This is a genomic window from Rhizobacter sp. P5_C2 (assembly GCF_054049715.1).
In genome coordinates, this window is sequence record NZ_JBFULV010000052.1 from 14015 (window position 1) to 36647 (window position 22633).

The 22633-nt window shown below is 71.1% G+C and carries 19 protein-coding genes; 14 read left to right on the forward strand and 5 right to left on the reverse strand.

What is annotated here, in order from left to right:
- Positions 1-220: 220 nt before the first annotated feature.
- The 8 genes from ACXJLU_RS19380 to ACXJLU_RS19415 all read left to right on the forward strand — a co-directional run bounded on the left by ACXJLU_RS19380 (position 221) and on the right by ACXJLU_RS19415 (position 7270).
- Positions 221-913: a PhaM family polyhydroxyalkanoate granule multifunctional regulatory protein gene (locus tag ACXJLU_RS19380; RefSeq protein WP_457333734.1), complete on the forward strand. Its 693-nt coding sequence runs from the start codon at positions 221-223 to the stop codon at positions 911-913.
- 13 nt (positions 914-926) lie between these two features.
- Positions 927-2159, forward strand: a complete 1233-nt coding sequence (locus tag ACXJLU_RS19385) for an FIST signal transduction protein (RefSeq protein WP_457333736.1) — start codon at positions 927-929, stop codon at positions 2157-2159.
- The gene (locus ACXJLU_RS19390) at positions 2156-2710 is read left to right on the forward strand and encodes a GNAT family N-acetyltransferase (protein WP_457333738.1); all 555 of its coding nucleotides are present in this window, start codon (positions 2156-2158) and stop codon (positions 2708-2710) included. Before ACXJLU_RS19385 ends, ACXJLU_RS19390 begins: the two co-directional genes overlap by 4 nt.
- Positions 2711-2765: 55 nt before the next feature.
- On the forward strand, positions 2766-4283 hold the full coding sequence (locus ACXJLU_RS19395; protein ID WP_457333740.1) for an FAD-linked oxidase C-terminal domain-containing protein: 1518 nt from the start codon (positions 2766-2768) through the stop codon (positions 4281-4283).
- A gap of 7 nt (positions 4284-4290) precedes the next feature.
- Positions 4291-5382 carry a glycolate oxidase subunit GlcE gene (glcE, locus tag ACXJLU_RS19400; protein WP_457333742.1) on the forward strand — a complete coding sequence of 364 codons (1092 nt, stop codon included), beginning with the start codon at positions 4291-4293 and terminating at the stop codon, positions 5380-5382.
- Positions 5383-5398: 16 nt separating this feature from the next.
- Entirely contained in the window at positions 5399-6646 is a 1248-nt protein-coding gene (gene glcF, locus ACXJLU_RS19405) for a glycolate oxidase subunit GlcF (protein WP_457333744.1), read from the forward strand.
- Positions 6647-6780: 134 nt separating this feature from the next.
- Positions 6781-6984 (forward strand): CsbD family protein, encoded by a 204-nt coding sequence (locus ACXJLU_RS19410; protein ID WP_457333746.1) that lies wholly within the window; start codon positions 6781-6783, stop codon positions 6982-6984.
- A gap of 16 nt (positions 6985-7000) precedes the next feature.
- Positions 7001-7270, forward strand: a complete 270-nt coding sequence (locus ACXJLU_RS19415; RefSeq protein ID WP_457333748.1) for a hypothetical protein — start codon at positions 7001-7003, stop codon at positions 7268-7270.
- Here ACXJLU_RS19415 and ACXJLU_RS19420 read toward each other — a convergent pair.
- The 3 genes from ACXJLU_RS19420 to ACXJLU_RS19430 all read right to left on the reverse strand — a co-directional run bounded on the left by ACXJLU_RS19420 (position 7248) and on the right by ACXJLU_RS19430 (position 12274).
- Entirely contained in the window at positions 7248-8225 is a 978-nt protein-coding gene (locus ACXJLU_RS19420; RefSeq protein WP_457333789.1) for a DMT family transporter, read from the reverse strand. The genes ACXJLU_RS19415 and ACXJLU_RS19420 overlap by 23 nt on opposite strands.
- A gap of 78 nt (positions 8226-8303) precedes the next feature.
- Positions 8304-9635, reverse strand: coding sequence for an alpha/beta hydrolase family protein (locus ACXJLU_RS19425; protein ID WP_457333750.1), 1332 nt, complete (start codon positions 9633-9635; stop codon positions 8304-8306).
- Positions 9635-12274: a tannase/feruloyl esterase family alpha/beta hydrolase gene (locus tag ACXJLU_RS19430; protein WP_457333752.1), complete on the reverse strand. Its 2640-nt coding sequence runs from the start codon at positions 12272-12274 to the stop codon at positions 9635-9637. The genes ACXJLU_RS19425 and ACXJLU_RS19430 overlap by 1 nt, the downstream gene beginning before the upstream one ends.
- A gap of 164 nt (positions 12275-12438) precedes the next feature.
- Here ACXJLU_RS19430 and ACXJLU_RS19435 point away from each other — a divergent pair, with 164 nt between their 5' ends.
- The gene (locus ACXJLU_RS19435) at positions 12439-13368 is read left to right on the forward strand and encodes a LysR substrate-binding domain-containing protein (RefSeq protein WP_457333754.1); all 930 of its coding nucleotides are present in this window, start codon (positions 12439-12441) and stop codon (positions 13366-13368) included.
- Entirely contained in the window at positions 13365-14342 is a 978-nt protein-coding gene (locus tag ACXJLU_RS19440) for a Bug family tripartite tricarboxylate transporter substrate binding protein (RefSeq protein ID WP_457333756.1), read from the forward strand. Before ACXJLU_RS19435 ends, ACXJLU_RS19440 begins: the two co-directional genes overlap by 4 nt.
- On the opposite strand, the gene ACXJLU_RS19445 is transcribed toward ACXJLU_RS19440, so the two are convergent.
- Positions 14314-15171 (reverse strand): AraC family ligand binding domain-containing protein, encoded by an 858-nt coding sequence (locus ACXJLU_RS19445; protein WP_457333758.1) that lies wholly within the window; start codon positions 15169-15171, stop codon positions 14314-14316. The two genes, ACXJLU_RS19440 and ACXJLU_RS19445, sit on opposite strands and share 29 nt — an antisense overlap.
- A gap of 27 nt (positions 15172-15198) precedes the next feature.
- Between ACXJLU_RS19445 and ACXJLU_RS19450 the strand changes: the two genes are divergently transcribed.
- Complete coding sequence (locus ACXJLU_RS19450) at positions 15199-16404, forward strand: hypothetical protein (protein ID WP_457333759.1); 1206 nt, start codon at positions 15199-15201, stop codon at positions 16402-16404.
- A 17-nt stretch (positions 16405-16421) separates the two neighbouring features.
- Here the strand turns inward: ACXJLU_RS19450 and ACXJLU_RS19455 are convergent, their stop codons facing one another.
- Positions 16422-16556 (reverse strand): hypothetical protein, encoded by a 135-nt coding sequence (locus ACXJLU_RS19455; RefSeq protein ID WP_457333761.1) that lies wholly within the window; start codon positions 16554-16556, stop codon positions 16422-16424.
- Between the two features lie 46 nt (positions 16557-16602).
- Between ACXJLU_RS19455 and ACXJLU_RS19460 the strand changes: the two genes are divergently transcribed.
- From ACXJLU_RS19460 to ACXJLU_RS19470, 3 genes are all read left to right on the forward strand, one after another.
- Positions 16603-17829, forward strand: coding sequence for a CaiB/BaiF CoA transferase family protein (locus ACXJLU_RS19460; RefSeq protein WP_457333762.1), 1227 nt, complete (start codon positions 16603-16605; stop codon positions 17827-17829).
- 29 nt (positions 17830-17858) lie between these two features.
- Positions 17859-19634: a sensor histidine kinase gene (locus tag ACXJLU_RS19465; protein ID WP_457333763.1), complete on the forward strand. Its 1776-nt coding sequence runs from the start codon at positions 17859-17861 to the stop codon at positions 19632-19634.
- Positions 19635-19930: 296 nt separating this feature from the next.
- Complete coding sequence (locus ACXJLU_RS19470) at positions 19931-22612, forward strand: TonB-dependent receptor plug domain-containing protein (RefSeq protein ID WP_457333765.1); 2682 nt, start codon at positions 19931-19933, stop codon at positions 22610-22612.
- Positions 22613-22633: the final 21 nt, after the last annotated feature.

The following is a 22633-nucleotide window of genomic DNA, read 5'->3' on the forward strand; positions in this document are numbered from 1 at the left end:
TTGTCATGTTCATCCCTTGTGAGGTTGGAAGCAAACGCGCCGACAGTCAGCGGCGCGCCCCCAGCGTCGGGCACAAGCGGGGGTCGCGTCAACGCCGCTCGTCCCTCACCTGCAAGAGTTTTCAGGTATAGGGGTGCTAGGGGTTGCGTGCGTGTGCGGCCCGTGCAAGGCGTGCACAATCGACTGTCCAAAAGACAACAGCTGCTTACAAGGAGACACCATGGCCGAGGCCCCGAACTTCACGAAGCTGGTGCCCGGTTTCGATTTCCTGCAGGGCCTCGTGAAGAACGCCGGCGCGGCGCTTCCGAACATTGGCCAGTGGGTCGCACCGACGCTGAACCCCGAGGAACTCGAGAAGCGCATCGAGGAGCTGCGCACCGTGCAGTTCTGGCTCGAGCAGAACGCCCGCATGCTGGGCGCGACCATCCAGGCGCTCGAGGTGCAGCGCATGACGCTGTCGACGCTGAAGACGATGAACGTGCAGATGGAAGACCTGCGCGATTCGCTGACCGCGCGGCCGGCTGCTGCGGCCGAGTCCGAGCCGGCGCGCAAGCCGGCCGCACGGGGTGACGCAAAGGCCGCCACGGCCGCAGCGAACCCCGCCGCCGTCGACCCGATGCAATGGTGGGGCGCGCTGACCAAGCAGTTCACCGAACTCGCCGCCACCGCGATGAAGGACAGCGCGTCCGATGCGGCGCGCAACCTGGCCGGCGCGCTGGTCAAGCAATCGGTCGATGCCGCGGGGCAGACGCTGAAACGCGCCGCGACGATGCCGGGCCAGGTGGCGGTCAAGACCGCGAAGGCGGCGGCCGGCGTGGCCGCCAGGACGGTCGCGAAATCGGCCGCCCGGTCAGCCGCCAAATCGGCGGCCAAAACAGCCGCTGCCCGCAAGCGCGCCGCGCCGCGGCCGTGAGGAGCGTGCCGCGATGAAGCTGTTCGCCCACGCCCATGCGACCCATCCCGACTGGCGCATGGCGCTGGCGTTGTCGGCGGCGCAGATCGATGCGCAGCGCGCCGACCCCGGTGGCGCGCACATCAGCGAACCGACGCTCGGCTGGGTCTACCTGAGCGACCACTACGCGCCACATGCGGCCGAGCTGCTGGCCGAGCTGCGCCAGCGCTGGCCGGGCACGGCCTGGGTCGGCGCGGTCGGCGTCGGCATCGCGGCCAACGGCGTCGAATACTTCGACGAGCCGGCCCTCGCGTTGATGCTGTCGGACCTGCCGCGCGACCAGTTCCGCGTGTTCTCGGGTGCCGCGCCATTGAACGTCGGCGCCGCCGGCTTCGCGGCCAGCACCGCGCTCGTGCATGCCGACCCGGCCGCCACCGACCTGGCCGAGCTGATCGCCGAGATGAGCGACCGCACCGCCACCGGCTACCTGTTCGGCGGGCTCGCGTCGGCCCGCACGCAGGCCCTGCACATCGCCGACGGCGTGTTCGACGGCGGCCTCTCCGGCGTCGCGTTCAGCCGCGAGGTGGCGCTGGTCTCGCGCGTGACGCAGGGCTGCCAGCCGGTCGGCCCGGCACGCCGCATCACGCAGGGCGAGCGCAACGTGGTCGCGCAACTCGACGGCGAGCCGGCACTCGACTGCCTGCTGCGCGACCTGGGAATCGACGGCGACGAGCCGCGCGAGGCGCTGCCGCGGCTGCGCCAGACGCTGGTCGGCCTGAGCGACCCGCGCGACGACCTGATGGCCCGGCCCGGCCAGTTCGGCACCGACACGCGGGTGCGCCACCTGGTCGGCATCGACCCGCAGCAGCGTGGCGTCGCGGTCAGCGACCAGGTCGAAGCCGGCATGCACCTGGCGTTCTGCGCGCGCAGCACCGAGGCGGCGCGGCGCGACCTGGTGCGCATCTGCAGCGAGATCCGCGAAGAGCTGGAGCCCGAGACGATGCCGCGCGAGACCGCGCTCGCGCTGCAGCAGGGGCCCGACGGCAGCTCGGCCCCGCATGCCGCGCGCCGCATGGCCGGCGCGGTCTACGTGAGCTGCGCCGGCCGCGGCGGCCCGCATTTCGGTGCGCCGTCGGCAGAACTCGCGATCGTGCGGCGCGCGCTCGGCGACGTGCCGCTGGTCGGCTTCTTCGCCGCCGGCGAGATCGCGCGCCACCACCTCTACGGCTACACCGGTGTGCTGACGGTGTTCACGACCGCTGCATGAGCCTGCATGCGCCGGTCACGCTGCGCGCGGGGCGTGTCACGCTGCGGCCTTGGCGCGACGACGACCTCGAACCCTGCGCCGCGATGAACGCCGACCCGCAGGTGATGCAGCATTTCCTCGCGCCGCTGACGCGCGCGCAGAGCGATGCCTTCGCCGCACGTGCGCGACTGCACGTCGAGCAGTTCGGGCATGGGCTGTGGGCGCTGGAAGTGCCGGGGCGGCCGTTTGCCGGCTTCGTCGGGCTCTCTGCGGTGCCGTTCGAGCTTCCGGTGCCAGGCATCGCGCCGGATCCCCGGGAGATCGGCTGGCGGCTGGTGCGCGCGGCCTGGGGGCAAGGCTTTGCCAGCGAGGCGGCCCGTCTCGTGCTCGATCATGCCTGGCAGGTGATGCGCCTGCCGCAGGTGGTCTCGTTCACGGCGCTGGGCAACCAGCCGTCGCGCCGGGTCATGGAACGCATCGGCCTGACGCAGCGCGCGCAGTTCGATCACCCGCGCATCGCCGCGGACCACCCGCTGCGTGCGCATGTGCTGTACGCGGCCGAAGCGCCCTGAGCAGGCGCTACAGTCGTGGGCTCGTCGAACAGGCCGATGTGGGAGACCTGACTCCGTGAATGCCCTTCTTCCGGTCCACGCGACCGGTGCCGATGCGCCCAGCGCGGACGAGCGCGCGCAACGCCGCACGCAGGTCGTCGCCGAACTGGCGCCGCTGCTGCCGCCGCATGCGCTGCTGTCGCGCAGCGAAGACACCGTGCCCTACGAATGCGACGGCCTCACCGCCTACCGCCAGCAGCCGCTGGTGGTGGTGCTGCCCGAGACCGAGGACCAGGTGGCCGCGGTGCTGCGCGCCTGCGACCGGCTCGGCGTGCCGGTGGTCGCGCGCGGTGCCGGCACCGGGCTGAGCGGCGGCGCGCTGCCGCATGCGCTCGGCGTCACGCTCAGCCTCGCCAAGTTCAACCGCATCCTGAAGGTCGACGTGCTGGCCCGCACCGCCACCGTGCAGTGCGGCGTGCGCAACCTCGCGATCAGCGAGGCCGCGGCGCCGTATGGGCTGTACTACGCGCCTGACCCGAGCAGCCAGATCGCCTGCACGATCGGCGGCAACGTGGCCGAGAACTCCGGCGGCGTGCACTGCCTGAAGTACGGGCTGACGATCCACAACGTGCTGCGCGTGCGCGGCTACACCGGGCAGGGCGAGCCGGTGGAGTTCGGCTCCGAGGCGCTCGACGCGGCCGGGCTCGACCTGATGTCGGTGCTGGTGGGCAGCGAGGGCATGCTGGCGGTCATCACCGAGGTCACCGTGAAGCTGGTGCCCAAGCCGCTGCTCGCGCGCTGCATCATGGCGAGCTTCGACGACATCCGGCAGGCCGGCGACGCGGTCGCCAACGTGATCGCCGCCGGCATCATCCCGGCCGGGCTCGAGATGATGGACAAGCCGATGACGGCCGCCGTCGAGGATTTCGTGCACGCCGGCTACGACCTGAACGCGCAGGCCATCCTGCTGTGCGAGAGCGACGGCACGCCGGAAGAAGTGGCCGAGGAGATCGGCCGCATGCTCGACGTGCTGGCCGGCAGCGGCGCGTCGCGCATGGAGGTCAGCAAGGACGAGGCGCAGCGCCTGCGCTTCTGGAGCGGGCGCAAGAACGCCTTCCCGGCGAGCGGGCGCATCAGCCCCGACTACATGTGCATGGATTCGACGATCCCGCGCAAGCGGCTGGCCGACATCCTGCTGGCGATCGGCGAGATGGAGAAGAAATACGGGCTGCGCTGCGCCAACGTGTTCCATGCCGGCGACGGCAACCTGCACCCGCTGATCCTGTTCGACGCGAACGACCCCGACCAGCTGCACCGCTGCGAGCTGTTCGGTGCCGACATCCTCGAGACCAGCGTCGCGATGGGCGGCTCGGTGACCGGCGAGCATGGCGTGGGCGTCGAGAAGCTGTCGTCGATGTGCGTGCAGTTCTCCGACGCCGAGCGCGAGCAGATGCTGGCCGTCAAGCACGCCTTCGACCCGTCCGGGCTGCTGAACCCCGGCAAGGTGATCCCGACGCTGGTGCGCTGCGCGGAGTACGGGCGCATGCACGTGAAGCGCGGCCTGCTGCCGTTCGCCGACATTCCCCGTTTCTGATGTCCTGATGATCAACGACCCCGCGCTCCAGATCCTGATCGACAAGGTCGAAGCCGCCCGCGCCGTCGGCGCACCACTGCGCATCCGCGGCGGCGGCACCAAGGATTTCTACGGCGAGCCGCCGCAAGGCGAGATCCTCGACACCACGGTGCTCGAAGGCATCTCCAGCTACGAGCCGACCGAGCTGGTCGTCACCGCGCGCTGCGGCACCTCGCTCGCGACGCTTGAAGCGGCATTGGCCGAGAAGAACCAGTACCTGCCGTTCGAGCCGCCGCACTTCGGGCCCGGCGCCACGGTGGGCGGCATGGTGGCCGCGGGCCTGTCGGGCCCGCCGCGCGCGGCGGTCGGCGCGGTGCGCGACTACGTGCTCGGCGCGACGCTGCTGAACGGCCGCGCCGAGGTGCTCAGCTTCGGCGGCCAGGTGATGAAGAACGTCGCCGGCTACGACGTCTCGCGGCTGCTGGCCGGCTCGCTCGGCACGCTGGGCGTGATCCTCGAGGTCTCGCTGAAGGTGCTGCCGCTCGCACCGGCCACCGCCACCGTGCGCTTCGAGCTGGCGCAGATCAGCGCGATGCAGAAGATCAACGAATGGAGCGGCCTGCCGCTGCCGATCAACGCCAGCGCCTGGTGGGACGGCATCCTCGTGGTGCGGCTGCGCGGCGCGCTGGCGGCGGTGCAGTCGGCGCTGGCCGCGCTCGGCGGCGACGTGATCGAGCCGACGCAGGCCAGCACGTTCTGGCGCGGCCTGCGCAACCAGACCGACGAGTACTTCGTGAAGGCGCGCCACGCGGTGGAGCACGGCGGCGCGCTGTGGCGGCTGTCGGTGCCGCCGACCTCGCCGCCGCTCGGCGTGTCGGGCGAGCAGCTGATCGAATGGGGCGGCGCGCAGCGCTGGCTGTGCACCGCGGCGCCGGCCGCCTCGGTGCGCGACGCGGCCACACTGGTCGGCGGGCATGCCACGCTGTTCATGTCGAACGACAAGTCGGCCGGCGCGTTCGCACCGCTGCGCGCGCCGCTCGACCGCATCCACCGCGAGCTGAAGAAATCCTTCGACCCCGCGGGACTGTTCAACCCGGGCCGGCTCTATCCCGGCCTCTGATCCACGCTGTACACCGATGCAAACCAGGCTGTCTTCCGAGTTCAAGGGAACGCCCGACGGCGATGCCGCCGAGGCGATCCTGCGCAAGTGCGTGCACTGCGGCTTCTGCACCGCGACCTGCCCGACCTACCAGCTGCTCGGCGACGAACTCGACGGCCCGCGCGGCCGCATCTACCTGATGAAGCAGGTGCTCGAGGGCGAGCCGGTCACGCGCAGCACGCAGCAGCACCTGGACCGCTGCCTGACCTGCCGCAACTGCGAGAGCACCTGCCCGTCGGGCGTGCAGTACGGCGAGCTGGTCGAGATCGGCCGCAAGCTGGTCGATGCGCGCGTCGAGCGCCCGCGCGGCGAACGCGCGGTGCGCTGGCTGCTGAAGGAGGGGCTGACCTCGCCGCTGTTCGCGCCGGCGCTGAAGCTCGGCCAGGCGGTGCGGCCGCTGCTGCCGGCCACGCTGCGCAACAAGGTGCCACCGCGCGCCGGTGCGTCCGCGCACCGCTGGCCGACGCGCCAGCACCCGCGCAAGATGCTGCTGCTGATGGGCTGCGTGCAGCCGGCGATGGCGCCCAACATCAACAGCGCGACCGCGCGCGTGCTCGATGCGGCCGGCATCCAGACGGTGGTGGCCGACGAGGCCGGCTGCTGCGGCGCGATCCGCACGCACCTGGGCGACATCGACGGCGGGCTCGATGACATGCGTCGCAACATCGACGCCTGGTGGCCGCTGGTGCTGTCGAACCAGGTCGAGGCGATCGTGATGAACGCGTCCGGCTGCGGCGTCACCGTGAAGGACTACGGCCATGCGCTGGCGCGCGACCCGGCCTATGCCGAGAAGGCGCAACGCATCGCCGAGCTGACTTGCGACCTGAGCGAGCTGCTGCCCGAGCTGGTGCCGCGGCTGAAGCCGCGCATGAAGCTGCGGGACGGCAAGGCCGCGCTGCGCTCGCTGGCCTTCCACCCGCCGTGCACGCTGCAGCACGGCCAGCAGCTGCGCGGCGGGGTCGAGACGCACCTGACGACGCTCGGTTTCGAGGTGCGCGTCGCGGCCACCGAAAGCCACCTGTGCTGCGGCTCGGCGGGCACGTACTCGGTGCTGCAGCCCGAGCTGGCCTACCAGCTGCGCGACCGCAAAATCGGCCACCTGGACGCGCTGCAGCCGCAGGCCATCGTGTCGGCGAATGTCGGTTGCATCCAGCACCTGCAGAGCGGCACCGCGATCCCGGTGCGGCACTGGGTGGAAGTGCTCGACGAGGCGCTCGCCGCCTGATCTGATCGCCCACAGAAACGGACGGACTTGTCCGACATCGAACGCGGCCACGTCCGACAGACCTGCCCCGATTCGACGCCGACACTGTGTTCACCGCAGCGCACACCGCGCTGCCTTGAACAAGGAGTTCAGTGATGAACAAGGACCAAGTCAAGGGACGTGTCGAGGACGTCAAGGGCAAGATCAAGGAAACCGCCGGCAAGGCCGTGGGCAATGACCGCCTGCGCTCCGAAGGCGTCGCCGACCAGGTGGCCGGCAAGTCGCAAGCCGCGTACGGCGATGCGAAGAAGAAGGTCGCCGACGTCGCGAAGGACCTCGGCAAGGACATTGACAGGTGATCGCGACTGATTTCGCGTGATCACACCGGCCCGGGCCGCGCAGGGCGCGACCGGGCTGTTTCAACTTCAATGCCGACGAATCATGAACATCGAAACCCTGCAAGCCGCGGAGCGCGTGAGCGCCTGGTACCGCAACCGCCGTGCCGTCAATACCGCCCATGCGCACGCTGCGGCGTTGCCGATCACGCATTCGATCCCGTGCGCCGATGCGCGCGCCGCCAACGACGCCCCGCTCGCCGCCAGCCACCGGCCGACGACCCCGCTCAGGGATGCAGTTCCGAGGTGAGCTCGCCAGTCGCTGCCGCCTTGGTGCGCAGCGCCCACGACACGCCGGCGATCAGCAACGCCACGCCGGCCAGCGTCTCGGCCTGCGGCCAGCTGCGGCGCAGCACGAAGGCATAGGCCAGCGCTGACAAGGTCTCGAACACGATCAGCTGGCCCGCCAGCGCGGTGGGTAGCCGCTGGCTCGCTTCGTTCCAGCACAGCGTGCCCAGCCAGGACGCGAACAACCCGATCGCGAACATCAAGCCGATGAAGTCGCCGGGGCGCGGGCCGAACGGCATCGCGAACGCATTTCCCTCAAACGCCATCCAGGCCCAGGTGCCGGCATAGCCGACGGCGGCCAGCGGCAGCGTCGCGAGGCCCTGCGCAGTGGCCCAGCTGCGCGGGCTGCGGTCCGGGTGGGCACGCAGCCAGTCGGCATTGCGCAGCGGGTACCAGGTCCAGCACACGACGGCGCCGAGCGCGAGCGCCGCGCCCCACGCATAGCGCGCGAGGTCGGCCTGCGGGTCGGCGCGCAACTGCGTGATCTCGACATGGTTGACGAGCCCGATGCCGGCACCGATCAGCAGCAGCGACGGCAGCAGCCGCGCCCACGCGATCGGCGCGCCGCCGGCCACGCTGCCGCGCAGGTTGGCGCTGACCGCGATGACGACCGGCAGCGTGCCGATGATCATCGTCGGCAGCGGCCCGCCGGCGCGCTGGATCGCGCTCGCGAGGAACAGGTAGTAGACGACGTTGCCGACGGCGGCGAGCTTCAGCGCCTCGGTCCAGTCGGCGCGGGTCAGCTGCGACAGCCGCGCGCGGTCGAGCCAGCCGAGCGGCAGCGCGATCAGCCCGAACGCCAGGTAGCGGCCGAAGGACTGCAGCGTGGCCGGGTACTCCGGCAGCATCAGCGGGCCGACGAACACGAGGCCCCACATCAGGCCGGCGGCGAGGGCAAACAGGGTTCCGGTGAGCAGGGCGGGGGTCGTCGTCATCGGCGCAGTGTCGCGCCTCGGCGGTCGCCGGTCTTGTACGAGATTGCCGTCCGGTGAGGCTCAGGGCGCCCGCGCCGGCACGCGCGACGACAGCGGCGGGGGGTGGTACTCCGGCCGGATCTTGCAGCCGCTGCCGAAGCGCGCCTCGTTGCCCGCGCACAGCTTTGCGACGCCCTCGGGCGACGGCCGCTCGCCGTCATCGATCCACCGCAGCAGCGCCGTCATCAACGCCGGGTACTCCGGGTCGCCCAGGTAGCTGTGGTCGGCCTCGTCGCTGAAGGTCTGCACCAGCCACGACGACGCACCGGCCGCGTCGACGATCTCGCGGTAGGCGCTCTCCAGCTCGACGAAGGCGGTCGGGTCGTGGATCGCGTGAAGCGTCAGCACCGGCAGCTTCAGCCGGCCGGTCGGGCGGCTGTCGGCCGCCAGCGCGGCCACCGCCTGCGGGTCGGCGGCGTAGCGCTGCACCTGCTTGTTCAACGCGGCATCGTCGCCCGAGCCGCTGTAGACCACCTTCGCATTGCCGAACGGGTTGCGGCCGCCCAGGCGCTTCTGCGTCAGGTCCTGGAACAGCCAGGTGCTCCATTGCAGGTGGCTGAGCAGCGTGCGCTCGGGGATGTGCACCACCGACAGGATGGTGTGCAGGCGCGCCGCCTGCTCGGGCGTGCGCTGCGCCGCCGGCAGGCCGACGCCGGTGCATTCCTTGACGCGCTCGGCCAGCTCGGCGCGCGTCAGCTTGGCGTCCGGCGGCAGGCCCTGCCACAGCGGGTAGGCCGGCTCGTCGGGCTTCGGGTGGTTGTGGCAGACCTGCTGGTAGACCACCCGCAGGTCGAGCCGGAATTCGTAGGCGTTGTTGCCACCGCCCAGCACGCCGCTGGTCAGCAGCACGCCGTCGTAGGCCGGCGGGCCGACCAGCTCGGCCGCCTTGGCTGCCACGCCGGCGCCATAGCTCTGCCCGTGCAGCACGGTGCGGCGCGGCTTGCCGAAGCGCTCGACGAACAGCTGGCGCAGCCGCTCGGTGTCTTCGGCGGCCATCGTGACGCCGTAGCCGCCGCGCCGGTAGGTCGAACCGGCCCAGGCGTAGCCGGCCTTCACCATCACGGCCCAGCGCTGCAGGTCTTCGGCGCCGCGCGCGAGCGTCGGCGTGCCGACCTCCGGCCCGCCGTGCGCATGCACGACCAGCACCTTGTTCCAGTCCGCGGGGATTGCGATCCAGTACAGCGCGCCCTCGGCATCGCGGCCGTTGTAGCAGCGCGCGTCGGGCACCACGCCTTCGGGGCAGGGCGCCGACTGCGGCTCGGCCTTCGGTTCGGCATGCGGGGCCGAAGCCGCCACAGCCAGCACCGCAGCCAGGGCCCAGGCCCGCCAGACACCCGTGGCGTGGTTCTTCATCAGTTTCGGATCCCGAGTTGGTAGACCGCAGCGCCGCCGGACGACACATAGCCCAGCACGCCGGCATTGAACACGAAGTTGCCGGCCGCGGCGCCACCGCTCTGCGCGACGCCCAGCACCGGCGCATCGTAGGCCAGCGTGCCGGTGTTGCCACCCAGCGTCAGGCTCGTGCCCGACACCACCGCGTCGGCCTGGCTGCCATCGCTCGCGGCGAGCGCGAAGTGCCCGTCGGCGCTGCCTGCCGCCAGCGGCGTCTGCGGCGCATACAGCCGCAGGCCGTGCGCACCGGACGCGTCGCGCACCAGGAACAGCGGCACCGTGGTCGCGCCGACCTGGCCGAACACGACCGAGCCCGACAGCGTGCCGCCGGTGGTGGTGGCGCCGCCGGTCGGCGAGGTGGTGAACACGTCGAAGGCGTTGCGCGTCGCGTTGTAGGTCACGTAGCCCTTCGCGGTCGACGTGCACGCGGCGTCGTAGGTCATGAAGCGGCCGCTCGCCGGGTCCTGGCAATGCTGGAAGGTGCCGGCATTGCGCACCCGCGACGACGCGGCGTAGGCGCTGGCGACGCCATCGGCGCCGTACTGCACGCCGGTCACGTCGAAGATGTTGGCCACCGGGTTGAACACCGCCGGCGTCGCGCCGTTCTGGAAAGTGTTCTGGAACGCCACCAGGCCGATGGACGTGCTGCCGGTCGGCGCCGCGACGCCCCCCTGCAGCAACCCGCCGGTGCCGAACGTGAAGTCGGCCCCGTTCTCGCCGCTGGCGAACACGCAGTTGCCGCGTGGCAGCAGCGCACCGCTGCGCTGCGTGCCGGCCGCGCGCTGCCCGCTGGCGTCGATCGTGATGGTGTAGCCCATCGTTGCCGGGTCGAGCGCTACGCTGAGTTCCTCGCCGAACAGGTTGCCGCCCTTGTAGGTGGTGGCGGAGGCCGGCAGGTTCGGGCAGGCCAGCGGGTCGGCCGTTTCCTGCACGCAGCTGTAGTTGGACGCGGCATCCACGCTGCCGCTGCCCTTGTACTTCGGCCACGCCGGGAAGCGGCACAGCGGGCGCGTGCGGCCGGCGGTCGCGGCGACGGTGTCGGTCACGATGGCGGTCTCCGGCGCCACGCCCTTCTCGACCCAGGTCTCCAGCGCGGCCAGCGAATCCCAGCTCGGAATGAACACGCCGGTGCCGTGGCCCATGCCCGGCACCGTGTAGAAGCGGATGCCCTGCTCGGTGGCCGCGTCGCCGACGGTGCTCTTCACGCGGCCGTAGTACGCGATCGTCGAGTTGTTGCTGATCACCTCGTCGGCCAGGCCGTGCAGCAGGATCAGCCGCCCACCGTGCGCGAGGAACGGCGACAGGTCGGGATCGAGCGCATCGGTCAGCGCCGAGACCGCCGCGATGCGCGCGGCCCACGCGCCGCCCGTGACCGGGTCCAGCGTCAGCGTGTCGAAGCCGGCATCGCGGGTGACGAAGTACTTGGCCCACTGGTCGCCGGTCACGAAGACGTTGGCATCGGCGGTGGTGGCGGGGTTGCCGGGGACCGGGCGCGTGCCGAGGTCTCGCGAGGTGGAGGGGCCGGCCACCAGCGTGCCTTCGAGGATGTTGTAGCCGCCGGCGCGCGTGGTGTTGGCGGCCAGCGTGTAGCCGTTCAACTCAAGCGGCGATTCGATCGTACGGATGGTGGTGAGCTGCGCATCGGACAGGCAGGTGTCGCCGGTGTCGGCGCCGCCCGCGCAGCGCAGCGTCGCGAGGATCTGCGGGTTCAGCTGGCGGCAGCTCTCGACGTTGCTGACGATGCCGTCGGTGGCGCCATCGAGCTTGTCGCAGGCGGACAGCACGGTCTTCTGCACCAGCAGCGTCTTCGCGAGGTTGACCCAGCCGGCGCCACCGTTCGCGTACAGCGCGCGGCCGACGGCCACGTTCGACAGCCGCGTGCCGCTGTAGTTGAGCGCCGGCTCGTTGGCGACCACGCCGTCGTAGTCGGCCGGCCAGCGCTGGATGTGCAGCAGCGCATCGCGCCCGCCGGTCGAGGTGCCGAGGAAGTACGCCTTCTCGGGCGCACTGCCGTAGCGCGTCTTCACCAGCAGCATCGCGACGTCGTGCGTCTTCTTCAGCGACTGGCCGCCGTAGTTGGCAAGCGCCTCGTCGTTGGCGGCGAAGCTGCCGTCGGTGATGCTGCTGCTCTGGTGGCCGCCGTCGTCGCCGAAGGTCGCGTAGCCGAGCGCGAGCGGGGCCGACTTGCCGGCCGGGCCGAAGCGCAGCGGCTCGGTGCCGTCGATCAGCGTGCCGTTGAAGCCGCCGCCGCCGAAGTGGATGGCCTTGCGATTCCACTGCTCCGGCAGGTTGACCGCAAAGGTGATCGCCGGCGCCGTCGGGTCGACCGGCAGGATGCTGCCGCGCACGCGGCAGTAGTCGCCGCGCGAGTTGCCGGCGTCGGTGGCGGCGACCGGCGTCGCGCTGGTCACGCTCGCGCCCTGCGTCGGCAGGCCGATCTGCGCCGCGGTGATCTGCAGGCCGGCGAGCGCCGCGCAGGTGGTGCCGGTCGCGACCGGCGGGGCGTCGGACGGCGGCGTGTCGTCATCGCCACCGCCGCCGCAAGCGGCGAGCAGCGCGGACAGCGCGAGGGTGGAAAGGAAGGGACGGATGCGTTGCATGACGCGTCCATCCATGCGGCGGCCTGGGCCCATGGTCTTGTCTCCGGTCTGAGGCCTCGAGGGCCTTCTGTTGAACAGCGCCGCGACGATAGGGGCGAGCCTGATCTGCGGTCAAATAAAATAAGCAGGTCATTCCGATACGAAAAACATATGGAGACGACGACATGGAGATGAGACAGCTCCGCTATTTCGCGGCCGTCGCGCAGACCGGCCACATGACGCGCGCGGCCGAACTGCTGGGCATCCAGCAACCGCCGCTGAGCCAGCAGATCCACACGCTGGAACGCGAGCTCGGCATGTCGCTGTTCCGGCGCCATCCGCGCGGCATGGCGCTGACCGACGCGGGTCGGCAGTTCCAGGTCGAGGCCGCGCGGCTGCTGCAGGGCATGGAGGCGATGTCGCAGCGCATGGCGCGCGTCGCGCAGGGGCAGGAGGGGTCGCTGGCGATCGGCTTCACCAGCTCGGCGGCGGCACACCGCTTCATGCCCGAGGTGCTGCGAGCCTTCCGGCGCCTGCATCCGAAGGTCGAGCTGCAACTGCGCGAGGAGAACGCCGCCGAGCTGACCGAGGCGCTGTCGGCCGGCCGATTGCATTGCGCATTGCTGCGGGTGCCGGTCGCGCGGCCCGAGGGCCTGCACTTCGAGACGCTGCTGCGCGAGCCGGTGATGGCCGCGATGCCGAGCGACCATGCGTTCGCGGCGGCGGCCAGGCGGGTTGGTGTGACCGCCAGGCCGCTGACGCTCGCGCAGCTGTGCTCCGAAGGGCTGATCCTGGTGCGCCGGCCGGGTGCGCCGGGGCTGTACGCGGAGCTGCTCGCGCTGTGCCATTCGAAGGGCCTGCGGCCGCGCATCGTCGCCGAGGTCGATCGCATGATGACGAACCTGAACCTGGTGGCCGCCGGCGCGGGGCTGTCGGTGGTGCCAGCGTCGATGACCGGCGCGCACCCGCATGCGATCGCCTACCGCCGGCTGGCCGGCAGCGGGCCGCTCGATGCGCCGCTGACGCTGGTGTCGCGCAGCGATGAAGACAATCTGCCGGCGCAGCGCTTCGCGGCCTTGGCGCGCGAGCTGGCATCGAAGCAGGGGAAGGCATGAACGCGACGCGTCGACAGATCGTTCGCGCGGCGCTGGCGTGGCCGGCCTTCGGTGTGGCCGCGGCACCGGCAGCGCCCTGGCCGAGCCGGCCGGTGCACCTGATCGTGGTCTACCCGCCGGGCGGCGTCAGCGACGCGATGGCGCGCACGCTGGCCGAGCCGCTCGCGCAGGCGCTGGGCGTGCCGGTGGTGGTCGAGAACCGTGGCGGGGCCGGCGGGGCGCTCGGCATGGAGATGCTGTCACGCGCTGCGCCCGATGGCTGCACGCTCGCGTTCTCGGCCGTCTCGCCGCTGACGCTGCAGCCGCTGCTGGCCGGTGGCCCGCGCGACCTGCTGGGCAGCGTCGTGCCGGTGGCCGGCGTGATGAACACGCCGGTGCTGGTGGCGGGCACGCCGGCCTTCAGCGGCCAGAGTTTTGCGGACCTGATCGCGCAGGCGCGCGCGCATCCGGGGGCGGTACGCTGGGCCACGTCGGGCATCGCGACCAGCGGCCACATGGTGCTCGCGCAGACACGGCTGCAAAGCGGCGTCGACATCACGCACGTGCCCTACCAGGGCGGCGGGCCGCAGATCAACGATGCGCTCGGCGGGCAGTTCGAGGTGTTGTCGACCAATGTCGCGGCAGCGCAGTTGCAGCTGCTGGCGGCGGGGCGGCTGAAGGCGCTGGCGGTCGGCGCGCCGACGCGGCTGGAGGCGCTGCCGCAGGTGCCGACGCTGGCGGAGCTGGGGTATCCGCAGGCCAACATCGGCTCGCTGTTCGGGCTGTTCGCGCCGGCCGGCACGCCGGCGGCGGTGGTGGCGCGGCTGAATGCCGAGATCGGGCGTCTGCTCGCGAGCGATGCGGTGGCGTCGCGGCTGCGTGAATCGCACAACCTGCCGGCCGGTGGGACGCAGCAGGATTTCGCGCAGCAGATCGCGGCGGAGCGGCGGCGCAATCAGGTGCTGGTCAAGCGGTCGGGGGGGTTGCTGGACTGAGGCCGGCGCGCACCTGCTGCTGATAGCGCGCCGGCGTGACGCCATACATGCCCGCAAATCGCCGCGTCAGGTGCGCCTGATCGGTGAGCCCGTTGTCGGCCGCCACCAGCGCCGGCGCGAGGCCGGCGGCCAGCTGCCGCTTCGCGCGGAACAGCCGCAACGCCATCAGCATCTGGTGTGGCGTCGCGTGGTGCCTCGCCTTGAAGCGGCGCTGGAAATGGAACGGACTCAGCCCGGCCGCCTGCGCCAGGTCGGCCAGCGTCAGCGGGTCGGCGAGGCGGTCGTGCATCAGCTCGATCGCACGCTGCAGCGGCGCGTCGACTTCGCTCGCGCGCTCGGATGATCCGCGGCGCGCATGCGGTTGCACCGCCTGCAGCAGGTCCAGCAGCGCACCATCGAACGCGAGTGGCGAATCGGCCGCCCACAGTGCCTGCAACGCTGCACTCGCACGCAGTGCGCTCAAGTCATGCCGCAACACCGGCTCGGCGAACGACCAGTCCGCCTCGCCGCTCACCTCGCGCAGCAGCGCCGCATCGACATACGCCATGCGGTAGCGCCAGCCATGCTCGGTCTCGGCGCGGCCGGTGTGCAGCACGTCGGGATTCATCAGCACCAGCGATTGCGGCGGCGCCAGGTGGTCGCTGCCGCGGTAGCGGAAACGCTCGACGCCGGCATCGATCACGCCGAAGCCATAGGCCTCGTGCGTGTGCGGCTCGAACGCGTAGCGCACGATGTGCGCGCGGTACAACTCGATGCCGCCACGGTGCGCGGGCTGCTTGAACTGCGCACGGTCGCTGGCGTGCTCGAAACGGTCGGGGACGGCTTCCACCGCACGATGATGGCATGCTGGGAGGCGATGAGTGCCCTGCCCATCCTCCCGCTCCACCCCGCCGACAGCTTGCGTGTGTCGGACCAGGAGCGCGCCAGGCTCGCGCAGTTCGTTACGCTGTCGATCGTGCTGCACGTGCTCGCAGTGATGTGGGTCGGCACGCAGACCGGCCAGCCGAACGGCGGCGCTGCGCCGCGCGCCGAGGCCTGGGGGCCGCTGCGGGTCACGCTGGCGCCGCCGCCATCGCGATCACCTGCGCGCGTGGCGCCGGTGGGACCCGTTGCACCGCGCGTGCCCGTCGCTCCACCGCCACCGCGCGCTGTCGTCGCGCCGCCGCCGGCCCCCGTCGCGAAGGCCGTGGCACCGGTGCCCACGCCCGCACCTGCGCCTCCTCGCGTCGAAGCTCCGCCGCCGGCGCCGGCGCCACCGAAGGTCGAGGTTCGGACGATGCCGGCACCGACACCCGCCGCACCGCGCATCGACCGCCCCGCACCCGCGCCGCAGCCGGCCGTGACCGAAGCGGCCGCGTCGGCACCCGAGCCGGCGGCGTCGCAACCGATGCCGCCAGCGCTGCCGCTGCCCGCAGCGCCTGTCGCGCCGCCGATGGCGATGCCCGTGCCGACACCCATGCCGTCGCTGCCCGAGGCGTTCCCGGAGCCTCTCCGGCGCCCCGAGCCAGTGGAATTGGTGCCGCCGCTCACCGTGCCGCCACCGCCGCCTGCACCCGCTCCTGCCCCGGTCCCGGCACCCGTTCCTGCACCTGTTCCTGCGCCTGTTCCGCCTCCGGCCCCCGTGCCGGCTCCCCCGGCCCCGGTCCCTGCGCCCGATCCGGTGTTCGCGCCCTCGCCCGCACCGCAGCCCGCGCAGCCTTCCACGCGGCGCGTCAGCCCCGGCACCACGGCCGAGCCGGCCACGGCGCCGTCCCCGGTGGGCCCGGCCACTGGCCTGAACGGCGAGACCGGCCGCGACGCCACCGCCCCGCCAGGCGCTCCCGGCGAGCCGAAGTTGAACCTGAACCTGCCGAGCCTGCGCAGCCGCGGCAGCAGCTTCGGTGGCGCGGCACCAGGCGTGCTGCCGCTGCTGCCGCCGCCGCCCGAGCGCAAGGCCAAGATCACCGAGGAGCTCGACAAGGCCGGCCGCGCCGACTGCCGCACCGCCTACAACGGCATGGGCCTGCTGGCGGCGGTGCCGCTCGCAGTCGATGCGGTCAAGGGCAGCGGGTGCAAGTGGTAGCGGGCCGCACGCTCCGTTCAGCGCGCCGGCACCGCCGCCAGCGGCGCGGCCACCACCACCTCCTTGTCGATCGCGCGCTCGGCAGCGGCGGCAGGCACGGCGGCCGCTGCAAGCAGCAGCGCGCATGAGACTCCGAGAGCGATGAAGCGCATGGCTTTCTCCGGCGATCTGGCGGCGCCAGACACTACCATCGCGGGCATGTCTGCTCAAGCGCCCACCTCCCCCGGCCCCCTCGCCGGCCTGAAGGTGCTCGAACTCGGCCAGCTGATCGCCGGCCCGTTCGCCGCCAAGACGCTGGCCGACTTCGGCGCCGACGTGATCAAGGTCGAACCGCCCGGCAGCGGCGACCCGCTGCGCCAGTGGCGCCTGATGCACGAAGGCACCAGCGTCTGGTGGGAGGTGCAGTCGCGCAACAAGCGCAGCCTGGCGCTCGACCTGAAGCAGCCCGAGGCGCGCGACATCGTGCGCCGGCTCGCCGCCGAGAGCGACGTGCTGGTCGAGAACTTCAAGCCCGGCGTGATGGAAGCCTGGGGCCTCGGCTACGAGACGCTGTCGGCCGCCAACCCGGGCCTCGTGATGCTGCGCATCAGCGGCTATGGCCAGACCGGCCCCTACAAGGACCGGCCGGGCTTCGGCGTCGTCGCCGAGGCGATGGGCGGGCTGCGCCACCTGACCGCCGAGCCGGGCCGCGTGCCGGTGCGCGTGGGCGTCAGCATCGGCGACACGCTGGCCTCGCTGCACGGCGTGATCGGCATCCTGATGGCCTTGCAGCACCGGCACGCCAGCGTGTCGCCCGAGGCGCCGAAGGGGCGTGGGCAAGTCATCGACGTGGCACTCTACGAAGCCGTCTTCAACTGCATGGAAAGCCTGTTGCCCGAGTACAGCGCCTTCGGCACCGTGCGAGAGCCGGCCGGCTCGGCGCTGCCCGGCATCGCCCCGAGCAACGCCTACGCCTGCCACGACGGCTGGGTGCTGGTGGCCGGCAACGGCGACAGCATCTTCAAGCGGCTGATGGCCGCGATCGGCCGCGACGACCTCGGCCGCGACCCGGCGCTGGCCGGCAACGCCGGGCGTGTCGCGCGGGTCGCCGAGATCGATGCGGCGATCGGCGCCTGGGCCGCGCCGCGCAGCGTCGCCGAGGTGCTCGACGCACTGAACGCCGCGCACGTGCCGGCCGGGCGCATCTACACCGCGCGCGACATCGCCGACGACCCGCACTACCGCGCGCGCGGCATGTTGCAGCGCATCACCAGCGCGCAGGGCCTGTCGCTCGAGACACCGGGTATCGTGCCGAGCCTGAGCGCGACGCCCGGCTCGATCCGCCGCCGGGCCCCGACCCTCGGCGAAGACAGCGAGGCGGTGCTGCGCGAGATCGGCGTGACCCCCGAGCAACTGGCTGCGCTGCGCGAGCGCGGCGTTCTCTGATCCACGCCTCCAGAACCGGAGCGATCCTCATGCAAGAGCGCCCCCACCGCAGCCCCGTCGTGCTGGTCCTCGCCTACCTGGCGGTGGGCACGGCCTGGGTGCTGTTCTCCGAGCATGCGGCGCTCGCGCTGACCAGCGACCCGCGCCAGCTGACGCTGGTGCACACGATCCAGGGCCTGCTGTTCGTCGCGATGTCGGGCTGCCTGCTGATCCTGCTGCTGCGCTCGCTGACCACGCGTGCCAGCACCGAAGACACGGTGCTGCACGAGATCGCCGTCAGCTACGAGCAGATGTTCCACGCCAACCCGCAGCCGATGTGGATCTACGACGCGCTGTCGCTGCGCTTCCTCGACGTGAACGGCGCGGCGATCGCGCAGTACGGCTGGTCGCGCGAGGAGTTCCTGCAGATGACGCTGGCCGACCTGCGCCCGCCGGAGGATGTCCCGGCGATGGAAGCGCAGGTGCGCCTGGCGCGCGCACCCGATGCGGCCGGCGTCACGTCGTCGGGTCCGTGGCGCCACCGCTGCAAGGACGGTCGCGAGCTGCTCGCGCGCATCAGCGCGCACAGCCTGCAGTTCGGCGACCGCAGCGCGCGGCTGTGCCTGGTGACCGACGTGACGGCGCAGCAGGCGCTGGCCGCCGAGCGCGAGCAGATGATCACGCAGCTGCAGCATTCGCGCGAATGGCTGGATGCCGCGATCGACGGCGGCCGCATCGGCCTGTGGGCACGCGACCTGCGCAGCGGCGTGCTGACACTCGGCGGGCGCTGGGCCGACCTGATCGGAACGACCCCGGACGATTTCAACTCACGCTTCGGCGAGATCGCCGCCGACAGCTTCGAGAAGCTGTGCCACCCCGACGACCTGCCGGGGGCTGTCGCACGCTTCCGCGCCTTCCTGCGCGACCAGAGCCAGCCCTATGCCGACGAATACCGGCTGCGCCATGCCGACGGCCACTGGGTGTGGGTGTTGAGCCGCGGCCACGTCGCCGAGCGCGATGCCGACGGGCGCATCCTGCGCATGGTCGGCAGCTTCGCCGACATCAGCGACGTGAAAACGGCCCAGGCGGCGCGCGAGCAGCAGCATGCGGCCGAGCAGGCCAACGCGATGAAGTCGCAGTTCCTCGCGCGCGTGAGCCATGAGCTGCGCACGCCGCTCAATGCCGTGCTGGGTTTCTCGCAGCTGCTGCGGCTGGACACCGCGATGCCGCTGCAAGCCCCGCAGCTGGAGCGCGTCGACCACATCGAGCGCGCCGGCCAGCACCTGCTGCGCCTGATCACCGACCTGATGGACCTGAGCAAGGTCGAGGTCGGCGCGATGGACATGCACAGCGTGCCGGTCGACCTGCAGGCGCTGGCCGACGAGGCGCTCGCGATGGTGGCGGGCGACGCCGGCCAGCGCGGCATGCACATCGAGCGTGCGTTCGAACCCGGCCTGCCACTCGCGCTGGCCGACCCGCTGCGGCTGAAGCAGTCGGTGCTGAACCTGCTGTCCAACGCGATCAAGTACGGTGCCCCCGGTGGAACCCTCCGGGTGACGCTGCACCGAGGCGAGGCAGGCGCGCTGCAGCTGGCGGTCTGGAACAGCGGGTCCGGCCTCGGCGACGAGCAGCTCGCGCGCCTGTACGAGCCGTTCAACCGGCTGGGCCGCGACACCGGGGCCGAGCCCGGCAGCGGCATCGGCCTGGCGATCAGCCGCCAGCTCATCGAGAGCATGGGCGGGCGCATCGAGGCCCGCAGCCAGCAAGGGGCCTGGGCCGAGTTCACGCTCACACTGCGCAGCGCCGCGCCAGCCTCCGCCGGCTGAAATCCGGCCGCGCCGACGCGGCGCGCAGCGCCGCATCCCGCAGCCCGGGCCATGTCATGGCCCACCATTTGCTTTGCTGTTTTTCACACGGGTGACACAAATGCCTACCCGTTCGTGAGGAACTTGAGCAGTTGCTGTTTCCCCGAGATCACAAGCGGGGGCGCTCTGATCAGGATGGAGGCTGAGCAAGGGGGCGGCGAATTGTCCGGCCTCGGGCACATGGCGGCAGCGGAGGGATCCTTTCGCTGCCTTTCTTTTGGCGCCAGAAGATCCTGGCACTTGATCGAAGGATGCGAATGTTCCGCTTGAAGTACGTGAGCGCGACCGTCATGGCGCTGTGCGCCGCCGGCGCCACCCCCGCATGGGCTCAGACGACGGACACCCCGGCCCCCGAGACGCCGAGCGCGGCACAGAAGACGCTGCAACGCGTCGAGGTCACCGGTTCGCGCATCAAGCGCATCGATGCCGAGACCGCCTCTCCGGTGCAGGTGATCACCCGTGAGCAGATCGACCGCTCCGGTGCGCAGTCGGTCACGCAGCTGCTGGGCCGCCTGCCGGCCAGCAATGCCGGTAACTTCAATTCGAACGCGGTCGCGAGCTTCACGCCCGGTGCCGGCGGCGTCTCGCTGCGCGGCCTCGGTTCGCAGTCAACGCTGGTGCTGATCAACGGCCGCCGCATGGCGCCGTACGGCTTCGCGTCGGGCGGCCAGCAATCGTTCTTCGACATCAACTCGATCCCGCTCGACGTCGTCGAGCGAGTGGAAGTGCTGCTGGACGGCGCATCGGCCATCTACGGCTCCGATGCGATCGCCGGCGTCATCAACGTGATCCTGCGCAAGAACTACAACGGCCTGTCGCTGTCGGGCAGCGGCGCCCAGTCGGGCTACCACGACGGCGAATCGGGCAAGTTCAGCACCACCTGGGGCAAGGGCGACCTCGACAACGACAAGTACAACTTCTTCCTGAACTACTCGCACGAGCAGCAGAACTCGGTGAAGGCCTCGCAGCGGCCGATGACCTCGAGCGCCGACTTCCGCCGCTTCGGGCTGAACGACCTGCGCTCGGCCTACGGCTACCCGGGCAACCTCTACGACCCGGCCACCGGTGCGTTCCTCGGGCCGATGCCGGGCTGCAAGCCGCTGAACGAGCCGGGCGCCGCCACCAACGGCCGCTGCTACTACCAGGGCACCGACCACCAGGACCTTGTGCCGGAGACCAAGCAGGATGCGCTGTTCGGCGCCGGCACGCTGGACCTCGGCGGCGGCTTCGAGCTGTTCGGCGATGCGCTGTTCGTGCGCAACAAATACAAGGGCGAGTCGCCGTCGTACAACACCGGGACCTACCAGGGGCAAGGCACGCTGCCCAACATCTTCATCACGCTGCCGGCCAACCACCCGCAGAACACCACCGGCGCCGACGTGGGGCTGCGCTATCGCTTCATGGACGTGCTGCACACCACCGAGGTGACGGCGGATACGGCGCGGTTGGTCGTGGGCGGGCGCGGCACCGTCGCTGGCTGGGATGCCGAGAGCGCGCTGATGTTCTCCGGCACGCGCGCACGCGTCACGACCCGCGGCCTGATCAACGATTCGGTGCTGACCGGCGGCCAGGTGGTCGATGCCAATGGCGTCGCGAACCCGAACTTCATCTTCGGCAACCCGGGCGCGAACGATCCGGCGCTGATGGCAGCCCTCTACCCGACGCTGCGCGACGAAGGCAAGACCAGCACCACGTCGATCGACCTGCGCGGCTCGCGCGAGCTGATGAAGCTGCCGGCCGGCGGGCTGGGCCTGGCGCTCGGCGTCGAGCTGCGCCGCGAGTCGTTCAAGAGCACGCCGGACAGGCTGACCGCGACGGACCAGATCAGCGTCCTCGGTGGCGCCTCGTCCGACGGCTCGCGCAACGTCAGCGCGATCTATGCCGAGCTGTCGATCCCGATCACCAAGACCTTCGAGGCCTCGCTCGCGACGCGCACCGACCATTACAGCGACTTCGGCAGCGCCACCGTGCCGAAGGCCGGTCTGAAGTGGAAGGTGCTGCCGAACGTGGCGCTGCGCGCCACCTATGCCGAGGGCTTCCGCGCCCCGTCGCTGACCGAGACGACGCAGTCACCCGTCAAGGCCTTCTACACCGGCATCCGCGATCCGAAGCTCTGCCCGGATCCGAACAACCCCAACCCCGACCCCAACCCCAACTGCGACCTGTCGCTCGAGGCACTGTCGGGCTCCAACCCGAACCTGAAGCCCGAGAAGTCGAAGAGCTTCACGGCCGGCCTGGTGTTCGAGCCGAGCGAGAACGTCTCGCTGTCGTTCGACGCCTACAAGATCAAGCGCCGTGACGAGATCTCGTCGATCGATCCGGACTACCTGCTGGCCAACGAGGCGAACTATCCGGGCTACGTGGTGCGCAACCAGGCCGGCGAGATCGACGGCCTGAACCTGCAGTACACCAACCTCGGTTCGACCCGGATCTGGGGCTACGACATCGAATTGAAGGCGCGCCAGGATCTCGGCTCGGCCGGCCGCGTCGGCCTGACCGTCGTCTACAACAAGATGCCGCGCTACCTGGTCGCGAACGTGAAGGACGCACCGGAAGTCGACTACGCCGGCACCTACAACCAGCCGAAGGAGCGCTTCAAGGCCGGCATCGACTGGGACATCGGCGACTGGTCGACCACGCTGAGCGGCAACTACACCGGCGGCTTCCTGCGTGCCTTCACGCCGGCCGACCTGAGCTGCTCGTACGCCAGCGGTGCGCACCCGGACCTGTGCCGCGTGAAGGCCTGGTCCACCGCCGACCTGTTCGTACAGTACAAGGGCTTCAAGAACCTGATGCTGAGCGTGAACGTCGACAACATCGAGAATCGCGAACCGCCGATCGACGAGCGCCTGGTCACCCGCTACATCGCGTACAACCCGGGCTACCACAGCCAGATGGGCCGAACCGTGACGCTGGCGGCCAAGTACACGTTCTGGTGATGCAGGGCGGCAGCTGCCGCC

Excerpts from the sequence above, each read along its gene's own strand:
- ACXJLU_RS19380 (WP_457333734.1), top strand. The coding sequence starts at position 221 with ATGGCCGAGGCCCCGAACTTCACGAAGCTGGTGCCCGGTTTCGATTTC.
- ACXJLU_RS19385 (WP_457333736.1), top strand. The coding sequence starts at position 927 with ATGAAGCTGTTCGCCCACGCCCATGCGACCCATCCCGACTGGCGCATG.
- ACXJLU_RS19390 (WP_457333738.1), top strand. The coding sequence starts at position 2,156 with ATGAGCCTGCATGCGCCGGTCACGCTGCGCGCGGGGCGTGTCACGCTG.
- glcE (WP_457333742.1), top strand. The coding sequence starts at position 4,291 with ATGATCAACGACCCCGCGCTCCAGATCCTGATCGACAAGGTCGAAGCC.
- glcF (WP_457333744.1), top strand. The coding sequence starts at position 5,399 with ATGCAAACCAGGCTGTCTTCCGAGTTCAAGGGAACGCCCGACGGCGAT.
- ACXJLU_RS19410 (WP_457333746.1), top strand. The coding sequence starts at position 6,781 with ATGAACAAGGACCAAGTCAAGGGACGTGTCGAGGACGTCAAGGGCAAG.
- ACXJLU_RS19425 (WP_457333750.1), bottom strand. The coding sequence starts at position 9,635 with ATGAAGAACCACGCCACGGGTGTCTGGCGGGCCTGGGCCCTGGCTGCG.
- ACXJLU_RS19430 (WP_457333752.1), bottom strand. The coding sequence starts at position 12,274 with ATGCAACGCATCCGTCCCTTCCTTTCCACCCTCGCGCTGTCCGCGCTG.
- ACXJLU_RS19435 (WP_457333754.1), top strand. The coding sequence starts at position 12,439 with ATGGAGATGAGACAGCTCCGCTATTTCGCGGCCGTCGCGCAGACCGGC.
- ACXJLU_RS19440 (WP_457333756.1), top strand. The coding sequence starts at position 13,365 with ATGAACGCGACGCGTCGACAGATCGTTCGCGCGGCGCTGGCGTGGCCG.
- ACXJLU_RS19450 (WP_457333759.1), top strand. The coding sequence starts at position 15,199 with ATGAGTGCCCTGCCCATCCTCCCGCTCCACCCCGCCGACAGCTTGCGT.
- ACXJLU_RS19455 (WP_457333761.1), bottom strand. The coding sequence starts at position 16,556 with ATGCGCTTCATCGCTCTCGGAGTCTCATGCGCGCTGCTGCTTGCAGCG.
- ACXJLU_RS19460 (WP_457333762.1), top strand. The coding sequence starts at position 16,603 with ATGTCTGCTCAAGCGCCCACCTCCCCCGGCCCCCTCGCCGGCCTGAAG.
- ACXJLU_RS19465 (WP_457333763.1), top strand. The coding sequence starts at position 17,859 with ATGCAAGAGCGCCCCCACCGCAGCCCCGTCGTGCTGGTCCTCGCCTAC.
- ACXJLU_RS19470 (WP_457333765.1), top strand. The coding sequence starts at position 19,931 with ATGTTCCGCTTGAAGTACGTGAGCGCGACCGTCATGGCGCTGTGCGCC.